The sequence below is a fragment of the Microcoleus sp. Pol1C5 genome (genome assembly GCF_036701115.1).
GTDB lineage: Bacteria > Cyanobacteriota > Cyanobacteriia > Cyanobacteriales > Microcoleaceae > Microcoleus.
Genome location: NZ_JAUBQE010000002.1, coordinates 25,908 through 41,391 on the forward strand (window position 1 = coordinate 25,908; position 15,484 = coordinate 41,391).

At 45.0% G+C, this 15,484-nt stretch carries 17 protein-coding genes; 9 read left to right on the top strand and 8 right to left on the bottom strand.

From position 1 onward, the window contains the following. Nucleotides 1–295 precede the first annotated feature (295 nt). From QUA23_RS01130 to QUA23_RS01140, 3 genes are all read left to right on the top strand, one after another. A complete protein-coding gene (locus tag QUA23_RS01130) occupies nt 296–718 on the top strand; it encodes a hypothetical protein (protein WP_333076465.1) in 423 nt (140 codons plus the stop codon). Between the two features lie 370 nt (nt 719–1,088). Further along, entirely contained in the window at nt 1,089–1,781 is a 693-nt protein-coding gene (locus QUA23_RS01135) for a YqiA/YcfP family alpha/beta fold hydrolase (RefSeq protein ID WP_333076466.1), read from the top strand. Nucleotides 1,782–1,813: 32 nt separating this feature from the next. Further along, nucleotides 1,814–2,521 (top strand): ROK family protein, encoded by a 708-nt coding sequence (locus tag QUA23_RS01140; RefSeq protein ID WP_333076467.1) that lies wholly within the window; start codon nt 1,814–1,816, stop codon nt 2,519–2,521. A gap of 162 nt (nt 2,522–2,683) precedes the next feature. Here the strand turns inward: QUA23_RS01140 and QUA23_RS01145 are convergent, their stop codons facing one another. Beyond that, entirely contained in the window at nt 2,684–2,968 is a 285-nt protein-coding gene (locus tag QUA23_RS01145) for a WGxxGxxG family protein (protein ID WP_333076468.1), read from the bottom strand. A gap of 183 nt (nt 2,969–3,151) precedes the next feature. Between QUA23_RS01145 and QUA23_RS01150 the strand changes: the two genes are divergently transcribed. Together QUA23_RS01150 and QUA23_RS01155 are read left to right on the top strand one after the other, a co-directional pair. Further along, a complete protein-coding gene (locus tag QUA23_RS01150; RefSeq protein WP_333076469.1) occupies nt 3,152–4,336 on the top strand; it encodes a histidinol-phosphate transaminase in 1,185 nt (394 codons plus the stop codon). Nucleotides 4,337–4,389: 53 nt separating this feature from the next. Next, a complete protein-coding gene (locus tag QUA23_RS01155; RefSeq protein ID WP_333076470.1) occupies nt 4,390–4,785 on the top strand; it encodes a VOC family protein in 396 nt (131 codons plus the stop codon). Between the two features lie 34 nt (nt 4,786–4,819). Here the strand turns inward: QUA23_RS01155 and QUA23_RS01160 are convergent, their stop codons facing one another. After that, nucleotides 4,820–5,398: a hypothetical protein gene (locus QUA23_RS01160; RefSeq protein ID WP_333076471.1), complete on the bottom strand. Its 579-nt coding sequence runs from the start codon at nt 5,396–5,398 to the stop codon at nt 4,820–4,822. 58 nt (nt 5,399–5,456) lie between these two features. Here QUA23_RS01160 and QUA23_RS01165 point away from each other — a divergent pair, with 58 nt between their 5' ends. Together QUA23_RS01165 and QUA23_RS01170 are read left to right on the top strand one after the other, a co-directional pair. Continuing rightward, a complete protein-coding gene (locus QUA23_RS01165; RefSeq protein ID WP_333076531.1) occupies nt 5,457–5,882 on the top strand; it encodes a DUF2358 domain-containing protein in 426 nt (141 codons plus the stop codon). A 165-nt stretch (nt 5,883–6,047) separates the two neighbouring features. Continuing rightward, nucleotides 6,048–6,464, top strand: a complete 417-nt coding sequence (locus QUA23_RS01170; protein WP_333076472.1) for a fasciclin domain-containing protein — start codon at nt 6,048–6,050, stop codon at nt 6,462–6,464. Between the two features lie 194 nt (nt 6,465–6,658). On the opposite strand, the gene QUA23_RS01175 is transcribed toward QUA23_RS01170, so the two are convergent. Next, nucleotides 6,659–8,125, bottom strand: coding sequence for an alpha-amylase family glycosyl hydrolase (locus tag QUA23_RS01175; protein ID WP_333076473.1), 1,467 nt, complete (start codon nt 8,123–8,125; stop codon nt 6,659–6,661). Between the two features lie 762 nt (nt 8,126–8,887). On the opposite strand from QUA23_RS01175, the gene QUA23_RS01180 reads away from it, so the two are divergent. Next, nucleotides 8,888–10,177, top strand: a complete 1,290-nt coding sequence (locus tag QUA23_RS01180) for a glucose-1-phosphate adenylyltransferase (protein WP_333076474.1) — start codon at nt 8,888–8,890, stop codon at nt 10,175–10,177. A gap of 139 nt (nt 10,178–10,316) precedes the next feature. Here the strand turns inward: QUA23_RS01180 and QUA23_RS01185 are convergent, their stop codons facing one another. Further along, complete coding sequence (locus QUA23_RS01185; RefSeq protein ID WP_333076475.1) at nt 10,317–10,505, bottom strand: hypothetical protein; 189 nt, start codon at nt 10,503–10,505, stop codon at nt 10,317–10,319. Nucleotides 10,506–11,485: 980 nt separating this feature from the next. Between QUA23_RS01185 and QUA23_RS01190 the strand changes: the two genes are divergently transcribed. Continuing rightward, nucleotides 11,486–12,490, top strand: a complete 1,005-nt coding sequence (locus tag QUA23_RS01190) for a J domain-containing protein (protein WP_333076476.1) — start codon at nt 11,486–11,488, stop codon at nt 12,488–12,490. A 162-nt stretch (nt 12,491–12,652) separates the two neighbouring features. On the opposite strand, the gene QUA23_RS01195 is transcribed toward QUA23_RS01190, so the two are convergent. The 4 genes from QUA23_RS01195 to QUA23_RS01210 form a co-directional block, all read right to left on the bottom strand. Continuing rightward, complete coding sequence (locus tag QUA23_RS01195) at nt 12,653–12,928, bottom strand: DUF1816 domain-containing protein (RefSeq protein ID WP_333076477.1); 276 nt, start codon at nt 12,926–12,928, stop codon at nt 12,653–12,655. 373 nt (nt 12,929–13,301) lie between these two features. Then, nucleotides 13,302–13,589, bottom strand: coding sequence for a DUF1816 domain-containing protein (locus tag QUA23_RS01200; RefSeq protein ID WP_333076478.1), 288 nt, complete (start codon nt 13,587–13,589; stop codon nt 13,302–13,304). Between the two features lie 234 nt (nt 13,590–13,823). Continuing rightward, entirely contained in the window at nt 13,824–14,579 is a 756-nt protein-coding gene (locus QUA23_RS01205) for a DUF2993 domain-containing protein (RefSeq protein WP_333035730.1), read from the bottom strand. 127 nt (nt 14,580–14,706) lie between these two features. Continuing rightward, the gene (locus QUA23_RS01210) at nt 14,707–15,300 is read right to left on the bottom strand and encodes a pentapeptide repeat-containing protein (RefSeq protein WP_333076479.1); all 594 of its coding nucleotides are present in this window, start codon (nt 15,298–15,300) and stop codon (nt 14,707–14,709) included. Nucleotides 15,301–15,484 lie beyond the last annotated feature (184 nt).

Below are 15,484 nucleotides of genomic sequence, written 5' to 3' on the forward strand. Positions count from 1 at the left end.
CGAGATTGATAGTAGTTTATATTATAGCTTAAGCATACAACCAACTCCATCACGCCCTCAAATAAAGCCCGTGCAAAAACTGCCCAAGAATCGAAAACTAGCCTATCAAAAAAATCTCGCAAAAAACCAGAGTCTCAAAGCTCAAAGCCTGACATTACAAGAGTTGATGACTAGGCACAACATTTGAAGAATACTCGTTGTTTCTGACCAACTTCTGTACGTTATTTGGTGGCTGATCGCTATTATTATCGCTCTAAATTCTGGGAGGCGGTGCGGGAGTTAAATTTAGACTTTATTGGCGAGCGAGCGAGTTGATGCTAACCTACGCTATCTCTATACAGGTGAACAAAAGAAACTGGGTGATCCTCGTAAATATGATGGTAAGGTTGACTGGCATGATTTGAGTCGTCTAAATTTTGTTAAAGATATAAAATCGGGAGTTTCATTATATACATTGGAGGTGAGTCGTTGTTGTTTGAATTGCCCAATTAGTTTCGCTTGTATCTCTGAGGTTAAAGCCAATGGTAAAATCAAAAATGCTTTATTATTTAGCATTTATATTCATTTACTACCTGAGCAAATTGTTGAATATTATCAGACTCGTTTCCAGATTGAATTTATTTTTCGTGAGGTCAAGCAATTTACGGAATTGTCTGATTTTCAAGCTCGTCATTTATACGGCTTGATTTTCATTTTAATGCCAGTTTTATTGCTTTAAATATAGCCAAAAATTAACTCTCTAGTTGTCATTAATCTGCCAAGTCGTTTGTGTTTTTAATGACCTATTATAAAGGTATGGAATTCAATAAACACCTACTTTGTATTTTTATTGACAAGTTAGATTTAGACCATGATTTGATTTTCAATCACCCTAACCTTCCTTCAGTCTTGTCTGATGGTACTCTGGCTGCTTAAAAACTGTCCGGACTATTGTCTAAAAGCATATTATTTAAATCCCTGCGACTCCTTAATGTCTTCCAAATATCAGTATATATTTTCTTTGAGTTAGTGTCTTAAGTTTTTTAGTTTAGTTAATAACTCATATTAAGTTAAAATAATTAGTTGGGAAGTCTCATAAAATTTTCTGGATGAATCTACAGAACGATTCGAGTTACATTTATTTACACGGATTTGCTTCAAGTCCCGATTCAGCGAAGGCTAAATATTTCCGAGATCGCTTTTCTTACCTAGGAATTGACCTAAAAACTCCCGATCTCAATCAAAACGATTTTTCGGGACTCACTCTCACCCGCCAATTAAATCAAATAGAAACAGATTTTTTGTCAAGCGAATCCTCCCAATCTCCAGCAGAAAATGTAAAAAGTATAGGGGGAGTCACCATAATTGGGTCTAGTTTTGGGGGACTGACAGCAGCTTGGTTGGCCCAGCGACAATGGTCAGTAAAGCAAATAGTTGTGTTAGCACCGGCTTTTGACTTTATCTCCCACTGGCTGCCACTGTTGGGACAGCAACAGTTAGAAAAGTGGCAGTCGGAGAAATATCTGCCCGTTTACCACTACGGGGAACAAGGTTATCTGCCGCTGAATTATCAGTTTGTGGCAGATATGGCTCAATACCCTGAAGAAAAATTAATGCGTTCCGTCCCTACGTTAATTCTTCACGGCAAGCATGATACAATAATACCGATTCAAGCTAGCAGAAATTTTGCTGCTAACCGTCCCTGGGTGGAATTAATCGAATTAGAAGACGATCATTCTTTGGGAAATGTCCTAGCGGAAATTTGGGAAGCGATTCAAAAGTTTTGCCAATTCAAAAATTAAAACTTGACCAACTTGCAAGTCTTAACAATCAAATGACTCAACAAGATCGATCGACTCGCACCTTAGCCGTTGACATTGGCGGAAGTGGCATCAAAGTTATGGTTTTGGATCATGAAGGCCAACCCCAAACGGAACGCAGCCGTTTAGAAACGCCTCAACCACCGAAACCTGAGCCCGTACTAGAGGCGATCGCCTCTTTAGCCAGCGGACAAGGGGAATTTGACCGAGTATCCGTCGGTTTTCCCGGCGTCGTGCGTCTAGGCGTCATCAAAACCGCAGTGAATTTAGATCCCTCTTGGATAGATTTTGACCTAGAAACTACGCTCAAAGATCGCTTGGGAAAACCTGTGCGAGTGGCGAACGATGCGGATATTCAGGGATTGGGAGCAATTGCTGGGACGGGGGTAGAATTAGTAATTACCCTGGGCACAGGTTTCGGTTCTGCTTTATTTGTCGATGGTATCTTGGTACCCAATTTAGAATTAGGACATCACCCGTTTCGCAAAGGGGAAACTTACGAACAGCAATTAGGGCGATCGGCATTAGATGCAGTCGGTTCCAAAAGATGGAATCGCCGTCTGGAAAAAGCACTCGCCTTTCTGCAAAATCTCTTTAACTGCGATCGCATTTACATCGGCGGTGGCAATACTAAAAAGATTGTTTTTGAGTTACCGCCGCAGGTTAAAATAGTACCGAACGTCAGCGGTTTATTGGGCGGGATTGCTTTGTGGCGCGATTGAATCAACTGTGTGGCAAAAATTCCCGTAAATATCAAATCAAAGAAACCGTGTTTTTGGCGCGGATTAAAGGCAATAATCCAGTTTTTTCCTAAAAAACCCGGTTTCTAAATCGAGGACAGTTGATGTTGTTTTTGGCTGGTGCGAGATTGGTTTAAAAAAACATTATTCGCCCATCGGATCACGGTAGCGTTTGGGTTCATCCTTGCGAAACAGATTCGCCAAACCGAGGATGCCCAACAAACCCAAAGCACCCCAATGATTGTTGTCTTCCTTGCTTTCTTGAAGGGGAGTTCTGTCTAAAACAACTCCATTAGAATCACTATTGTTCTGCGCCGGAGCTGACTCGGTTTGAGCTGAGGCAGGCATAGCTGAAGGGAGAACAGCCAAACTCAAAGCTATGAGGGTAGCGGCGGCATTTTTAGATATATCCGACAGATTGACTTTCATACTCGGTTTCCAAATATCAGCAGTTACTTTATCAGAATAATCAATTGGCCACCGCAGACGCATCAATCGATCGACAGAAATTAAATCCCCCCTCTCCTCTTGCTTTCGAGATAGAACAAGCTCTATGCTAAGTTCAGATGCTTGTAAGCAGATTATCTAAAATAAAAAGTCTAAAACTATACCATGCTTCCCTTTATCCGAAAAGATTTAGCCCAACTTACCGCATACACTCCCCATCCGGGCGGCACATCAGGAGAACCAGCGCACTCGGAAAGGGCGATCGATCGCCTCGATACCAACGAATGCCCCTACGACTTGCCAGAGGAATTAAAAAAAAAGCTAGCTTGGAGTTACCAGCAGTTAATTGAGACAAATCGCTATCCCGACGGAGGGCACGCAGCTCTCAAAGAGGCGATAGCCCAATACGTCAATGAATCCCTAAATGTCCCCCCCCTTAATAAGGGGGGGCTAGGGGGGGTTACGCCAAAAAACGCCATTACAGCCGACAATATTTCTGTAGGTAACGGTTCCGACGAACTAATTAGATCGCTCTTAATAGCTACTTGTTTAGGCGGGCAAGGCTCTATTTTGGTGGCGAATCCCACCTTCTCGATGTATGGAATAATCGCCCAAACCCTCGGCATTCCCGTTGTGAGTGTTCAGCGGAAAGATGAGAATTTTGAAATCGATATCGAGGCGGCTAAAAGGGCTATCGCCCAAAATCAAAATCCCCCCGTGCGCGCCGTCTTTGTCGTTCATCCCAATTCTCCCACAGCCAATGCTTTAACCACTGATGAAATAGAATGGTTGTCAAGTTTGCCGGAACAGATATTAGTAGTAATTGACGAAGCTTATTTTGAATTCAGCCAAAATACTTTAGCCGACCAATTGCACCAACACCCGAATTGGATAATTTTACGCACATTTTCCAAAGCATTTCGATTGGCATCAATGAGAGTCGGATATGCGATCGCCCATCCCGAACTCGCAGCCGCCTTAGAAAAAATCCGCCTCCCCTACAACCTTCCCAGTTTCTCGCAAACTGCAGCCGAGTTAGCCTTAGCGCAGCGGCAGTTATTGCTAGCAACCATTTCCGAAACTATATCAGAAAGAACGAAATTAATTGCAGCGCTAACTCAGCATCAAAAATTGCAAGTTTGGCCGAGTGCGGCTAACTTCGTTTACCTGCGGGTGAAAACCGGCGATCGTAATTTAGCAGAAAGTGAACACAAACAAATCATGCAGCAGCTAAAAGAGAGAGGTACTTTAATTCGGCATACTGGGGGAGGTTTGCGAATTACGGTGGGCAGTCCCGATGAAAATCAGCGAACAGTCGATCGAATTGGAGAAATTTTTGACAAGTCATAATATTTGGTATCCAGTTTCTGCTTGACACCAAAATAACTTTGGAGAAGATATATATGCTTCAAGGAAAGGTTTTACGAGTTGCTCGTCCAACGGATTGCCTCGATCAAGTTGTTCATTTCTACACAGAGGGTTTAGGGCTGCAAATCCTCGATAGTTTTGAAAACCATGAAGGTTTTGACGGAGTAATGGTTGGGATGCCAGGAGAAAGCCACCACTTTGAATTCATCCATCAACGGGGACATATTGTAGGTGGCGCTCCAACTCAAGACAATATTATCGTCTTTTACCTTCCTAACAAACAAGAATGGCAGCAGGCTGTTGAGCGAATGAAAGCAATTGGACTTGAGCCGGTAAACTCCTACAATCCCTACTGGGACAAAGATGGAGTGACCTTTGAAGACCCAGATGGCTATCGAGTCGTTTTGCAGAATGCCGAGTGGAGCTTGTAGCAGCGCGATCGCCGCATCAGGTATCTACACCAATTTATAACTCATTATTTTCTTGTCGCGCCGCCCGAATGGTTTGGGGAAATACGCCTACTAAAAGTGCCAAAGCTTCATCGGGAATTTGTGCCACCGTTTCCGAATCCAAATATTGTTCAAATTGAGTTAAAACCATTTGTGCGCGTTCCAAAGCTGCTGGCTTTGCCGTTAACTGTTCCATTAACCGCACCCACTGCCGCCGAATTCCAAAAGCTTTCTGTATTTGTTCGGGAGATTGAGGGCAAACCAAACAAAAATTGCCGACGGGAATCGCCTGTTGAGAGTCAACATCAAAAGCGCCCCCAACGGCAGCCCCAGGTCCGGCAAACTCCGCGTGGAAACGTTTAATCAAAATTAGGCCGTTCCGGCGACGGCTATCTACCATCAACAGCTTGCCGCTGTTGATTTCTACGAGAATGTCAGAGGAGTGGGGGTGTTCTGTCAAATCTGTGTCAAGGTTTCGATGTCGCAAGTCCGGGCCAGCAGAAAGGCCGGCGCGGACAATATAATTAGAAGTAAGATTAGAGCTGGATGAAGTATCAATTTTTTTCTCATCCCGCTGCCGATCGAGATTATTCATTTAAAGTTATAAATTAATACTGTCACAAGGTGGTAGTTTGAGCGCCATCGAATATCAAATGCAGGTAGAACAAGCAGTAGACACCCTGAAAGCGGATCTCCCGACGCTTTTTGAGAAAGACATCTCCTACGACATCTACACAAAAGATGTTTATTTTCAAGACCCTGTTAACAAATTTAAAGGAAAAATCAACTATCGCATTATCTTTTGGACTCTGCGATTTCACGGGCAGCTATTCTTTAACGAGATTTACTTCGACCTGCACGGCGTAGGTCAGACAGCCCATGATACTATTGTGGCAAATTGGACTGTTCGCGGGACACTGCGGGTTCCCTGGAAAGCTCGGATTTTTTTTAACGGCTACTCTACTTATAAACTGGATAAAGACGGGTTAATTTACGAACATATCGACACCTGGGACAGAGCGCCCGGAGAGATTTTAAAGCAGTTTTTCCGCAAGGGGGAGGAGGCGAGCCAAATATAAGCCCAAAAGGTCGATCGCCCCGATCCATCAGGGCCGGCCATCCAAATAACTTATAATGAGGAAAATAATCATCATCCCTCCGATTCATTTTCTGCTATTTGTAAATTGCTAAAATGATTCTCGCTTCTGATTCATTTTCTGCTATTTGCACTCCTGAAAAACATCATGCCAGATATTGTCGAGACTGCCACTAATGCCGGCTCTTTCAAAACACTCGTGACTGTTATTGAAGCGGCTGGTTTGTTAGATTTATTGCAAAGTCCGGGTCCCTACACCGTCTTAGCACCAACTGACGAGGCATTTGCCAAAATTCCTACGAACACTATTACGTCTTGGTTGGAAAACATACCCAAGCTCAAGAAAATTCTGACTTATCACATTCTGTTTGGAGAGGTACTAACTGAGAACTTACTTGAGTTAAGTTCTGCTGAAACAGTGGAAGGTTCTGTGGTGGGAATTGATACTTCTGACGGCATTAAAGTCAATGATGCTAAAGTTCTCACTTCAGATATTATTGCCGACAACGGCGTCATTCATATCATTGATTCGGTGCTACTACCAGCAATGGTTGCAGCAGAATAAAACTTGTGTTTTCGCTGATAAATTTCGGGTGCGCTAGGCGCACCTGATGGCTATAATAAATTCTAATAAATTTAGAATACGCGGGGCAAATCACCGATCAATGTCTGGTGCGCACCTTCACCGATAAATGTCTGGCGCGCACCTTCCTGCTATAAATGTAGGTCTACGGGGAGCAGATTACCCTACATTTTAAACTAATTATCCGAACCTAAAATCAAGCCAGATCGTGCCGGCAGCATCAATTCTAACTGCCGAGTTTCCCCTTCACCTTTCCAAACAAACTCGCCTTTACCGAACAGCAATTTCTCGTGAGGAGATTTCAAATTAGCTGCCTCAAAGCTAATATTAGCTTCTTCGGTTGCGACATTGACAGCAACAACTATTTCCTCATCCCCCAAAATTCGGGCAAAAACGTAAACTGTTCCTTCAGCAAACAGAATGTGGTACGACCCAGTGCGGAGAGCCTCGTATTTGTGCCGCAAAGCTATCAACTGCTTGTGATAATCTAAAACATCGAGTTCCCAATGAGCTTTTAAGGGGAAACCGCGACGAGAATCGGGATCTAGAGCACCGGGTAAACCAACTTCATCGCCGTAGTAAATGCTGGGAGCTCCAGGAAAAGTTAACAGCAGCAAAGTAGCGAGTTCGACGCTAGCTTTATCGCCCCCAGCAATTGACAGCAACCTAGCTGTATCGTGACTGGCCAACAAATTAAGTTGAGTTAGCTGTATCGGCCACGGGTACAGTTCCAAAACGTGCTGAATTTTGTCGCCGTATTCTTTAGCAAAAAGCGGCGGATAGGGATGGTAAGAACGACCTTCAATTTGAGCTAAATCTACCCGATCGCCTGCTGCAAAAGCAATAGTCGGGGCAGCAAAAAGATAATTCATTACTCCGTCAAATTGACTGCCGTCGAGCCACTCTCTCGCATCTTCCCAAACTTCGCCAACAATGTAAGCTTCGGGATTAATAGCTTTAACTCGTTCTCGAAATTCCTGCCAAAATCCCGGCGTTTTAATTTCAAAAGGAACGTCCAGTCGCCAGCCATCAATGCCGAATTTAATCCAGTATTCGGCGATTTCCATGATGTATTCTCGCACTTCTGGATTGTCGTGATTGAATTCAGGAAGTGCTCGATTCCCATCCCAACCGGCATAATTAGCAGGAAAATTGCCGTCGTAGGCAGATAGCGGCCAGCCTTCAACTTTAAACCAATCCACCCAAGGAGAATGGGGGCCGTTTTCGAGGATGTCGTGAAAGAAGAAAAAGCCGCGGCTGGCGTGGTTGAATACGCCGTCGAGGACGATTTTGATGTTGCGATCGTGGGCGGCGTCTAGAAGCTCTTTAAACGCTGGATTGCCGCCCAACATCGGATCGACTTGATAGTAGTCGTGGGTATGGTAGCGGTGATTGCTGGCCGACTGAAATATGGGGGTGAAGTAAATTGCGTTAATGCCTAAGTCTTGCAAGTAGTCTAGCTGTTCCATCACGCCCCACAAGTCGCCGCCTTTGTAGCCTTGCAGGGTGGGGATTGCGTGCCATTCTTCCCACATGAAGTTTTGCAACAGGCGTTTGCGAGGCTGTTTGCTTTTGGCGAAGCGATCGGGGAATATTTGGTAGAATACTGCGTGTTTAACCCAGTCCGGCGTTTGAATTTGCATACACTTTTTCTAGCTTTTAGGGGTTAGGCTACAGTAGCAGGGGTTTCTAGGGGATCTAGCTTTTGGTAGAGAATAGACATTTAATCCCATTTTATAGATCGACAAATTGTAAAATATTACACAAATGTGCAGTCAATTTAAGATTGAAAACTGACTCTACCTAGAAATTTATCGTCCCGGCGGCCTGCGCTTCCTGACTGCTGTGGAGTTAGACAAACTTACATAACAGGAACGCCAGCAAAAACAACCGGATCAAACTCAAGCATAACCAGAGTTCACTTTGGGCCCATACAGAGCATCAGTGGGCGTGGCGGTGCTATCCGCCAGCCTTGAAAAAGAACAACAGCGCTATGAGCCTGGATGGAGGAATTGCCAAAAGCGCGAATTTATCCAAAAAACTTGTTATTAACAGCCAAAACCCCGCACCTTATTCTTTCCTTAAACAGCCCTTATTTATTGAGCCGTATTTTAACTCACAACTCAAAACTTTTTTAAATATTCATTATTGATTGATGGGTATTTTAACTCACAGATCGAAACTCCTAACTCCAGTCCCGGACGTACTCCAACTCTCATAAACTGGGTTTTTTAACTTTTATTGAAGGTTTGAAGAAGTATTTGGATTAAACAACCCAGTTTCTGCGTAAGCGACTCAACTCATCACTCAAAACTCAAAACTTCCTTGCTCCCCCCCCTTGTCAAGAAGCCCTCACCATCCGACACTGTACTTGGAGAGTTAATCGACCCTAGGGAGAAAGTTCCTTGAAAAAAGTCTTAGCCATCATCCTCGGTGGCGGTGTAGGCACCCGCCTTTACCCCTTAACCAAACTGCGAGCCAAACCCGCAGTTCCCCTCGCAGGCAAATATCGCCTCATCGATATTCCTGTCAGCAACTGCATCAACTCCGAAATAGTCAAAATTTACGTCCTCACGCAATTCAACTCGGCATCCCTCAACCGCCACATCGCTCGCACCTACAACTTTTCCGGCTTCACCGACGGATTTGCCGAGGTGCTCGCCGCCCAGCAAACTCAGGAAAACCCCAACTGGTTTCAAGGGACAGCGGACGCAGTTCGCCAATATCTGTGGCTGTTAGAAGAGTGGGATGTTGATGAATACTTGATTCTTTCGGGCGACCACCTCTACCGCATGGACTACCAGAAGTTTGTGCAGAGACACCGTGAAACCAACGCCGATATCACCCTCTCTGTTTTGCCAATGGACGAGAAGCGGGCCTCGGATTTTGGTTTGATGAAAATCGACGAAAACGGCCGCATTGTTTCTTTCAGCGAAAAGCCAAAAGGCGATGCGCTCAAACAAATGCAGGTGGATACTACTAAACTGGGACTGACAGCACAGCAGGCTCAGGAAAGTCCTTACATTGCTTCGATGGGGATTTACGTCTTCAAAAAAGAAGTTCTGATTAAACTTCTGAAAGAATCTCCCAACCAAACTGATTTTGGTAAAGAGATTATTCCGAATAATGCAAAAGACCACAACGTTCAAGCTTATTTGTTTGACGATTACTGGGAGGATATCGGAACCATTGAGGCTTTTTACGAAGCTAACTTGGCGCTGACAAAACAGCCTCAGCCACCTTTCAGTTTCTACGATGAAGATGCGCCGATTTACACTCGCCCGCGTTTCTTGCCGCCGACTAAGCTTTTAGATACTCACGTAACTGAATCGATTATTGCTGAAGGCTGCATTCTCAAACAGTGCCGGATCGACCATTCTGTGTTGGGAGTTCGATCGCGCATTGAAGCTGGATGTACGATTCAAGACACTCTAGTCATGGGTGCTGACTTCTACGAACCCGACGCCGAACGGCATTCGAGTTTGGACAACGGCGGCGTCGCCCTCGGTATCGGTGCAGATACTACAATTCGCCGCGCGATTGTGGATAAAAATGCCCGCATCGGCCGCAATGTTCAAATAATTAATAAAGACCGAGTGGAAGAAGCAAACCGCGAAAACCAAGGTTTTTACATCCGCAGCGGCATTATCGTAGTCCTGAAAAATGCCACAATTCCTGATGGAACTATCATTTAGTTATTAGTCATTAGTCATTAGTCGTCAGTCATTAATTTTTTAAGTTAAAATCTGTTACCTCTCAGCAAGTGACTGATGATAAATAAGTAAATTAGTGACAGATCACCAATGACCGATGACTGATGACTGATGACGAAATTCATTCTTTTTTTTGTTGATTATTAATTCCCACCGCTGAGGCGAGGTTGTCGAAATACTTGGCTTCATTCAAAGGCTCGCGCATTATTAATAAGGGACAGTCTCTGTTACTGTCTGCCGTGATATAGATATGTCCGATCGCCTGCGTCTGGAGAATAGCTTCTGATTCTTGTATTTGCGCTCGTAGCACGACTGACAAATGCGCTGCCCGTTTCTGAGTACAACACAACTCTCGGAACTATCTTTCCACTCGTCGCAGCAGCCGCAAGGCCAACTTAGCAAATAATTCATAATGTGAGCACCCTCGTGGCGTTAAAACCTGATCCCTCTATTATCTTATCTTAATGTTTTATAGAAGTGTGTGATGTAGCTAACAGACAGCGGAGATATTATGCTATATTAGTTTGATTAAAATATATTCATTGGTTGTAAAAATAAGCTTCTATAGCACTGGTCTGGGGTGAGGAAAAAATCTCTCGAAATTTTGTGGGATGACGGCGCACTTTAGGGTATAATATAGTCACAGTTCAGACACCAGATTCAACCGGAATCGCTGCTGAGAACCTGCTAAGATTTGCATTGGGTGAAAACCTCCTAGAGAGAAGTTCGATCGCACCGCGCACCGCAAAAAAAGAGCAAAAAAAGCTGGCTCTTCCGCAACACTCAACCCGACGGGTACTGGCGCCAGCAACAGCAGCATCTCTCCGGGCTCGCTTCAACCGGGATGCACCCTAAAGCTATCGCCTCCTCCCAAAAGCCCGAAGGCGCACAACTCCTAAAAATTTATGGTGGCAAGAGTTTTACCCTCTAAAAGTTCAAAGGTGTAGCAACCGCCCATAGGGTAAGGGTGTTGTTCATTCATTGATGAAACATTGTTTTTGTTGTCGAATGCCAAAAGCATTTCTAGACCCGGCTGCTCCGGCTGCCCTCAGCACCAGAGAGCCGAATGCTATAAAATCTCAAACAACAGCGGGGTGCGGAAATTGCGATCGTCGCGCAAGCAACAACCGAACTCGATAGAGTCCAAACCTTTGATAACCTATAATTTGAATGAGATGCCGCAGGTACTTTTACTCCTGGCATTAAACTAATTCGCCATCCTGCGGCTAATTTGGGATTTATTCTTTCTAACAACTAACAAATAACAACTAATAAAGAGGGGATTGCTTAATGGCTGCAACAGATTTTAAAGACTATTACGCTATTTTGGGACTCAACAAAACTGCCAGCTCTGACGAAATTAAAAAAACTTTCCGCAAACTAGCCCGGAAATATCACCCGGATATGAACCCCGGGAACAAAGAAGCCGAAGCTCGTTTTAAAGAAGTAAACGAAGCTTACGAAGTGCTATCAGACCCAGAAAAACGCAAAAAATACGATCAATACGGTCAATACTGGAAGCAAGCTGCCACCACTCCAGGCGGATGGCCAGGTGGGGGCGGTACGACTGTAGACTTTGGCGGCGTTGACTTCAGCCAGTACGGCAGTTTTGACGAATTTATCAATGCCTTGCTCGGCCGCGCAGGTAGCAATGCGAGTAGCGGTCGCAACGCCAAGTGGAATTACAGCAACTACCGCGCCGGCGGGCCCACCGGTTTTGGCGGATTTGAAGATTTTGCGGGGTACGAAAACCGCAGCGCAGGAAGCTCTCTCGACACCGAGGTGGTGGTTTCTCTGACTTTGGGGGAAGCATTTCGCGGCACTTCCAAGCGAGTCGCCACGGGCGAAGTTTCGATTCCAGCAGGAGTAAAAACTGGCAGCAAAATTCGGGTAAAAGGCAAAGGTCAACTTGACCCGTACACCAAGCAACAGGGAGATTTGTACCTAAAATTAGAAGTCTTGCCTCACGCTTTCTTCCAATTTGAGGGAGAGAATTTGGTCTGCGAAGTGCCTATAACTCCGGACGAAGCGGTATTGGGAGCTTCAATTGAAGTGCCGGCGCCGGAAGGTATGATAACTGTAAAATTTCCAGCCGGGATGCGATCGGGTCAGTCTTTGCGGTTGCGGGGCAAAGGATGGCCCAAACCCAAGAAAGACGAGCGGACTGATTTGTTAGTAAAAATTGCGATCGTGCCGCCGAAAGAAATGAGCAGTGTAGAACGCGAATGCTATGAAAAAATCAAGGCAAATCGCACTTTTAATCCCCGCAGCAATATCAACCAAATGCTGCTTTGAAAAAACGTGCATTTCTCAGACGCAAATAATACCCTTTCTGACATATTTCCTAGGGACACAGCATTTTTGTGTCCCTACTGTATGCAAGCGCGCTCTCATTTTAAAAAAACCCTGTTAAGAACTGAAATTTTATTCGCCCGTAATTGGCAGTTTCCAACGTGATCAAGACTCTTCGCTAGCTGTTAGCTGAGTAGGCTGGCTACCTTCTTTGATGTTGATGCTAATTTTTTTAGCTCCTTTGTTCTCCAGGTCTCGGATGTACCTGTTCGAGCTGTTAGAAGCTTCCTGTCTGCTGTCATAGGGGCCAAAGTAATAGGTACGCTTTGGCGAATCAGTCTCAACTTCTACCCACCATTCGCCACGTCGAGTGCTGCTAGCAGGTTGACCTAGCACCCAAAAGGCCGTGAAAAACATAGCCAACATAGATATTTCAAACATATTTACCTCTGGGAAGATTTAAGTAGTTTTTTCTGTTCTCTCTCAATTTATCAACGCAGCAGGATCTATCGGCTCGTCCTCAGTGCTGATTTAGCCCCGATTATTTTTGGCAGTTAGTGCTAGCTAAAATCTGCATTTTGGTGGAGAAGATGCCGACATTTAAGCCACCACTACAAATATAAAGTCCGCAGGGTAATGACTAAGACAACATGATGCTTAATATTATTGTTGAGGCTTCAGTTAAGGAAAAGCTCAAACAGAACTTACACTCTCTTGACGCCCAGAAACCGGGTTGTTTAACCGATACCCCTCGCAATAGATGGAGTATTTGCGTTAAAAAACCCGGTTTCTGCCGGTTGGACTATCAAAATTATTAAGCAGCGACACCTTCTGAGAATTCATCACAAATGGTGAGAGCCGAAGGCTGACACCGTTTGATGCGGATGCTAACTTTTTTGGCTCCCTCGCTTTCCAAGTCTTCTATGTAGCCTGGAGTATTGCTGGAAGCTTCTTTGTCGGTGTCAAAGGGGCCAAAATAGTAGGTACAGTGGGGCAAGTCGGTGACAATTTCTACCCACCATTTCTCAGACTGGCGGTGGCTGGGCCCCGCAAAGACGGACAAGACTGCGACGTAGATACAAAATAAATAAAATCCGAGCATTTTTATTCTTCAGGGGTGATTTAATTTATTATTTAAATCTATCAAAATAATTTGCCCCTCGAATCAACCTCAGTGCTGATTTTGAGTCGATCGACTTTAGATGCGAGATTTTAGATCTTAGATTTTTCTTCCCATCTAAAACCTAAAGCAAAACCCGCCGGTGCGGGTTGTTTGCTAACTGAAAATGCTCTTTTTCCGAATTAGATGGCTGCGCCAACCTCAGCCTGCTGAGGTTTAGCGCTTGCCTTTGGGGAACTGTTCGATACCAGCCCAACCGTAGAAAACTAGCTCGTCGTTCTGAACTCGGCAGCGGTCTACTCGCAGTTGAGTGCCTTCTAAGGCAAATTTGTCTAAGTCTAGCAAGTTATTTACGTGGGCAATTATAGCTTGACCCAAGTCTACTGCTTGCTCGTCACCGCCGTAAGTAACGCTGACAAATTGGATTTTACGTCGGTCTTCTACTTGCAATTGAGCTGTAATATCTATTTTGACCGGTTCGCTGGCATCGCCTACGGTAATTTCGGACTGAAGCCGAATTGATTTGTCGGTTCCGAAGCTGACTTCAGTGTTTTGAAAGTGCAGAGATTGCTCTTGGTACTTCAGCTTCTGGAGTTTTTCAACTACAAAAGGTGTATTGAATGAGGTGGTTAAATCCGATCGACTTAAGACTACTCGCATATTTGCCTGGGTAGGCTGTCGCAATTTGACTTGACCTGCAAAAATCGCTCCAAAATCAATGGAGAGTGCTTGCAGGTAGAGTTCCATCACTTCTATGCGGAGGCCGTTGTACATCAACATACCTTTGCCAACAAAGTCGAAACCGTCGATGCTTCCCTGCAAGAGTTTGGCTACTGGTTCGACTCGGATGTTGGCCTCGGCCTTTTCAGAACGCTTGAATAAGGCTGCGATCGCAGCTCCTGCTACTTTACTAACAAGGCGATCGCCACTTTGACCTTGAAAGGATGTACCGCTAAACAAAGCTGCTACCATTTATTCGTTTGCTCATCTACAGTCGCCATTATAACCTCATATTAAGAAATGTAAAAATCGCTTGTGCTTATTCACCTCATAAGCAGATCTTGTTTTTTGTCTGTCTTCAAAACAACATTGTTGAAATTTAAACGCTCAGGGGGGTGCCTTGGAGACAGGCGCGATCGAGCAACGCTCCATCCCACAGGGTTTGTTCGATCACGGCGCAAAGCAAATTAGCCCCCGTCAGGTTAGCGCCGCGCAGTACGGCTCCATTCAGAATCGCTTCTTCCAAGTCAGCTCCTGACAAATCAGCGCCGGACAAATTGGCATTGCTCAAATCGGCACCAAGCAAAATTGCCCGAGCCAAAGCAGCGCCCCGCAAATCGGCGCCACGAAAATCGACACCGCTCAAATCCAAATTGCCGATGGATGCCCCCGTCAAAAAAGCACCCCCAAAACTTGCGTCGCGGACTAAAGCGTTAGCGAAGGAAGCTCCCCGCAAATCGGCATTGCGAAAATCTGCGCCTCGCAAGTCAGCGCCGCTCAAGTCAGCACCTCTGAGGTTGGCTCGCAATACGGCCCGCTGCAAGTTAGCGCCGGCGAGATTAGCTCCACTCAAGTTGGCTTGAGACAAGTCAGCACCGGCGAGTTCGGCGCCCGCTAAGTCTTTGCCGGCTAAATTAGTGCCGGCCAACATCAAAATTTTGCCTTTTCGTATGGCTTCGAGGTCATTAGTCATTAGTTTTTAGTCATCAGTCATTGGTCATTAGTCATTAGCGCACAGACAGGCTGCTGCTACAACTCCCAGTGGTAGGGTGCGCTTAGCAAGCACAGGCTGATTTTTTGTAGTGTTGGAAAAGATTTTGTGCTGAGTTTTAAATGCCCAATAATTCGGCTAGGCACTTCGGCAGCGCTCAGCACAA

Coding starts and splice junctions, on each gene's coding strand:
- QUA23_RS01135 (WP_333076466.1), top strand. CDS start 1,089: ATGAATCTACAGAACGATTCGAGTTACATTTATTTACACGGATTTGCT.
- QUA23_RS01140 (WP_333076467.1), top strand. CDS start 1,814: ATGACTCAACAAGATCGATCGACTCGCACCTTAGCCGTTGACATTGGC.
- QUA23_RS01145 (WP_333076468.1), bottom strand. CDS start 2,968: ATGAAAGTCAATCTGTCGGATATATCTAAAAATGCCGCCGCTACCCTC.
- QUA23_RS01150 (WP_333076469.1), top strand. CDS start 3,152: ATGCTTCCCTTTATCCGAAAAGATTTAGCCCAACTTACCGCATACACT.
- QUA23_RS01155 (WP_333076470.1), top strand. CDS start 4,390: ATGCTTCAAGGAAAGGTTTTACGAGTTGCTCGTCCAACGGATTGCCTC.
- QUA23_RS01160 (WP_333076471.1), bottom strand. CDS start 5,398: ATGAATAATCTCGATCGGCAGCGGGATGAGAAAAAAATTGATACTTCA.
- QUA23_RS01165 (WP_333076531.1), top strand. CDS start 5,457: ATGCAGGTAGAACAAGCAGTAGACACCCTGAAAGCGGATCTCCCGACG.
- QUA23_RS01170 (WP_333076472.1), top strand. CDS start 6,048: ATGCCAGATATTGTCGAGACTGCCACTAATGCCGGCTCTTTCAAAACA.
- QUA23_RS01175 (WP_333076473.1), bottom strand. CDS start 8,125: ATGCAAATTCAAACGCCGGACTGGGTTAAACACGCAGTATTCTACCAA.
- QUA23_RS01190 (WP_333076476.1), top strand. CDS start 11,486: ATGGCTGCAACAGATTTTAAAGACTATTACGCTATTTTGGGACTCAAC.
- QUA23_RS01195 (WP_333076477.1), bottom strand. CDS start 12,928: ATGTTTGAAATATCTATGTTGGCTATGTTTTTCACGGCCTTTTGGGTG.
- QUA23_RS01200 (WP_333076478.1), bottom strand. CDS start 13,589: ATGCTCGGATTTTATTTATTTTGTATCTACGTCGCAGTCTTGTCCGTC.
- QUA23_RS01205 (WP_333035730.1), bottom strand. CDS start 14,579: ATGGTAGCAGCTTTGTTTAGCGGTACATCCTTTCAAGGTCAAAGTGGC.
- QUA23_RS01210 (WP_333076479.1), bottom strand. CDS start 15,300: ATGACTAATGACCTCGAAGCCATACGAAAAGGCAAAATTTTGATGTTG.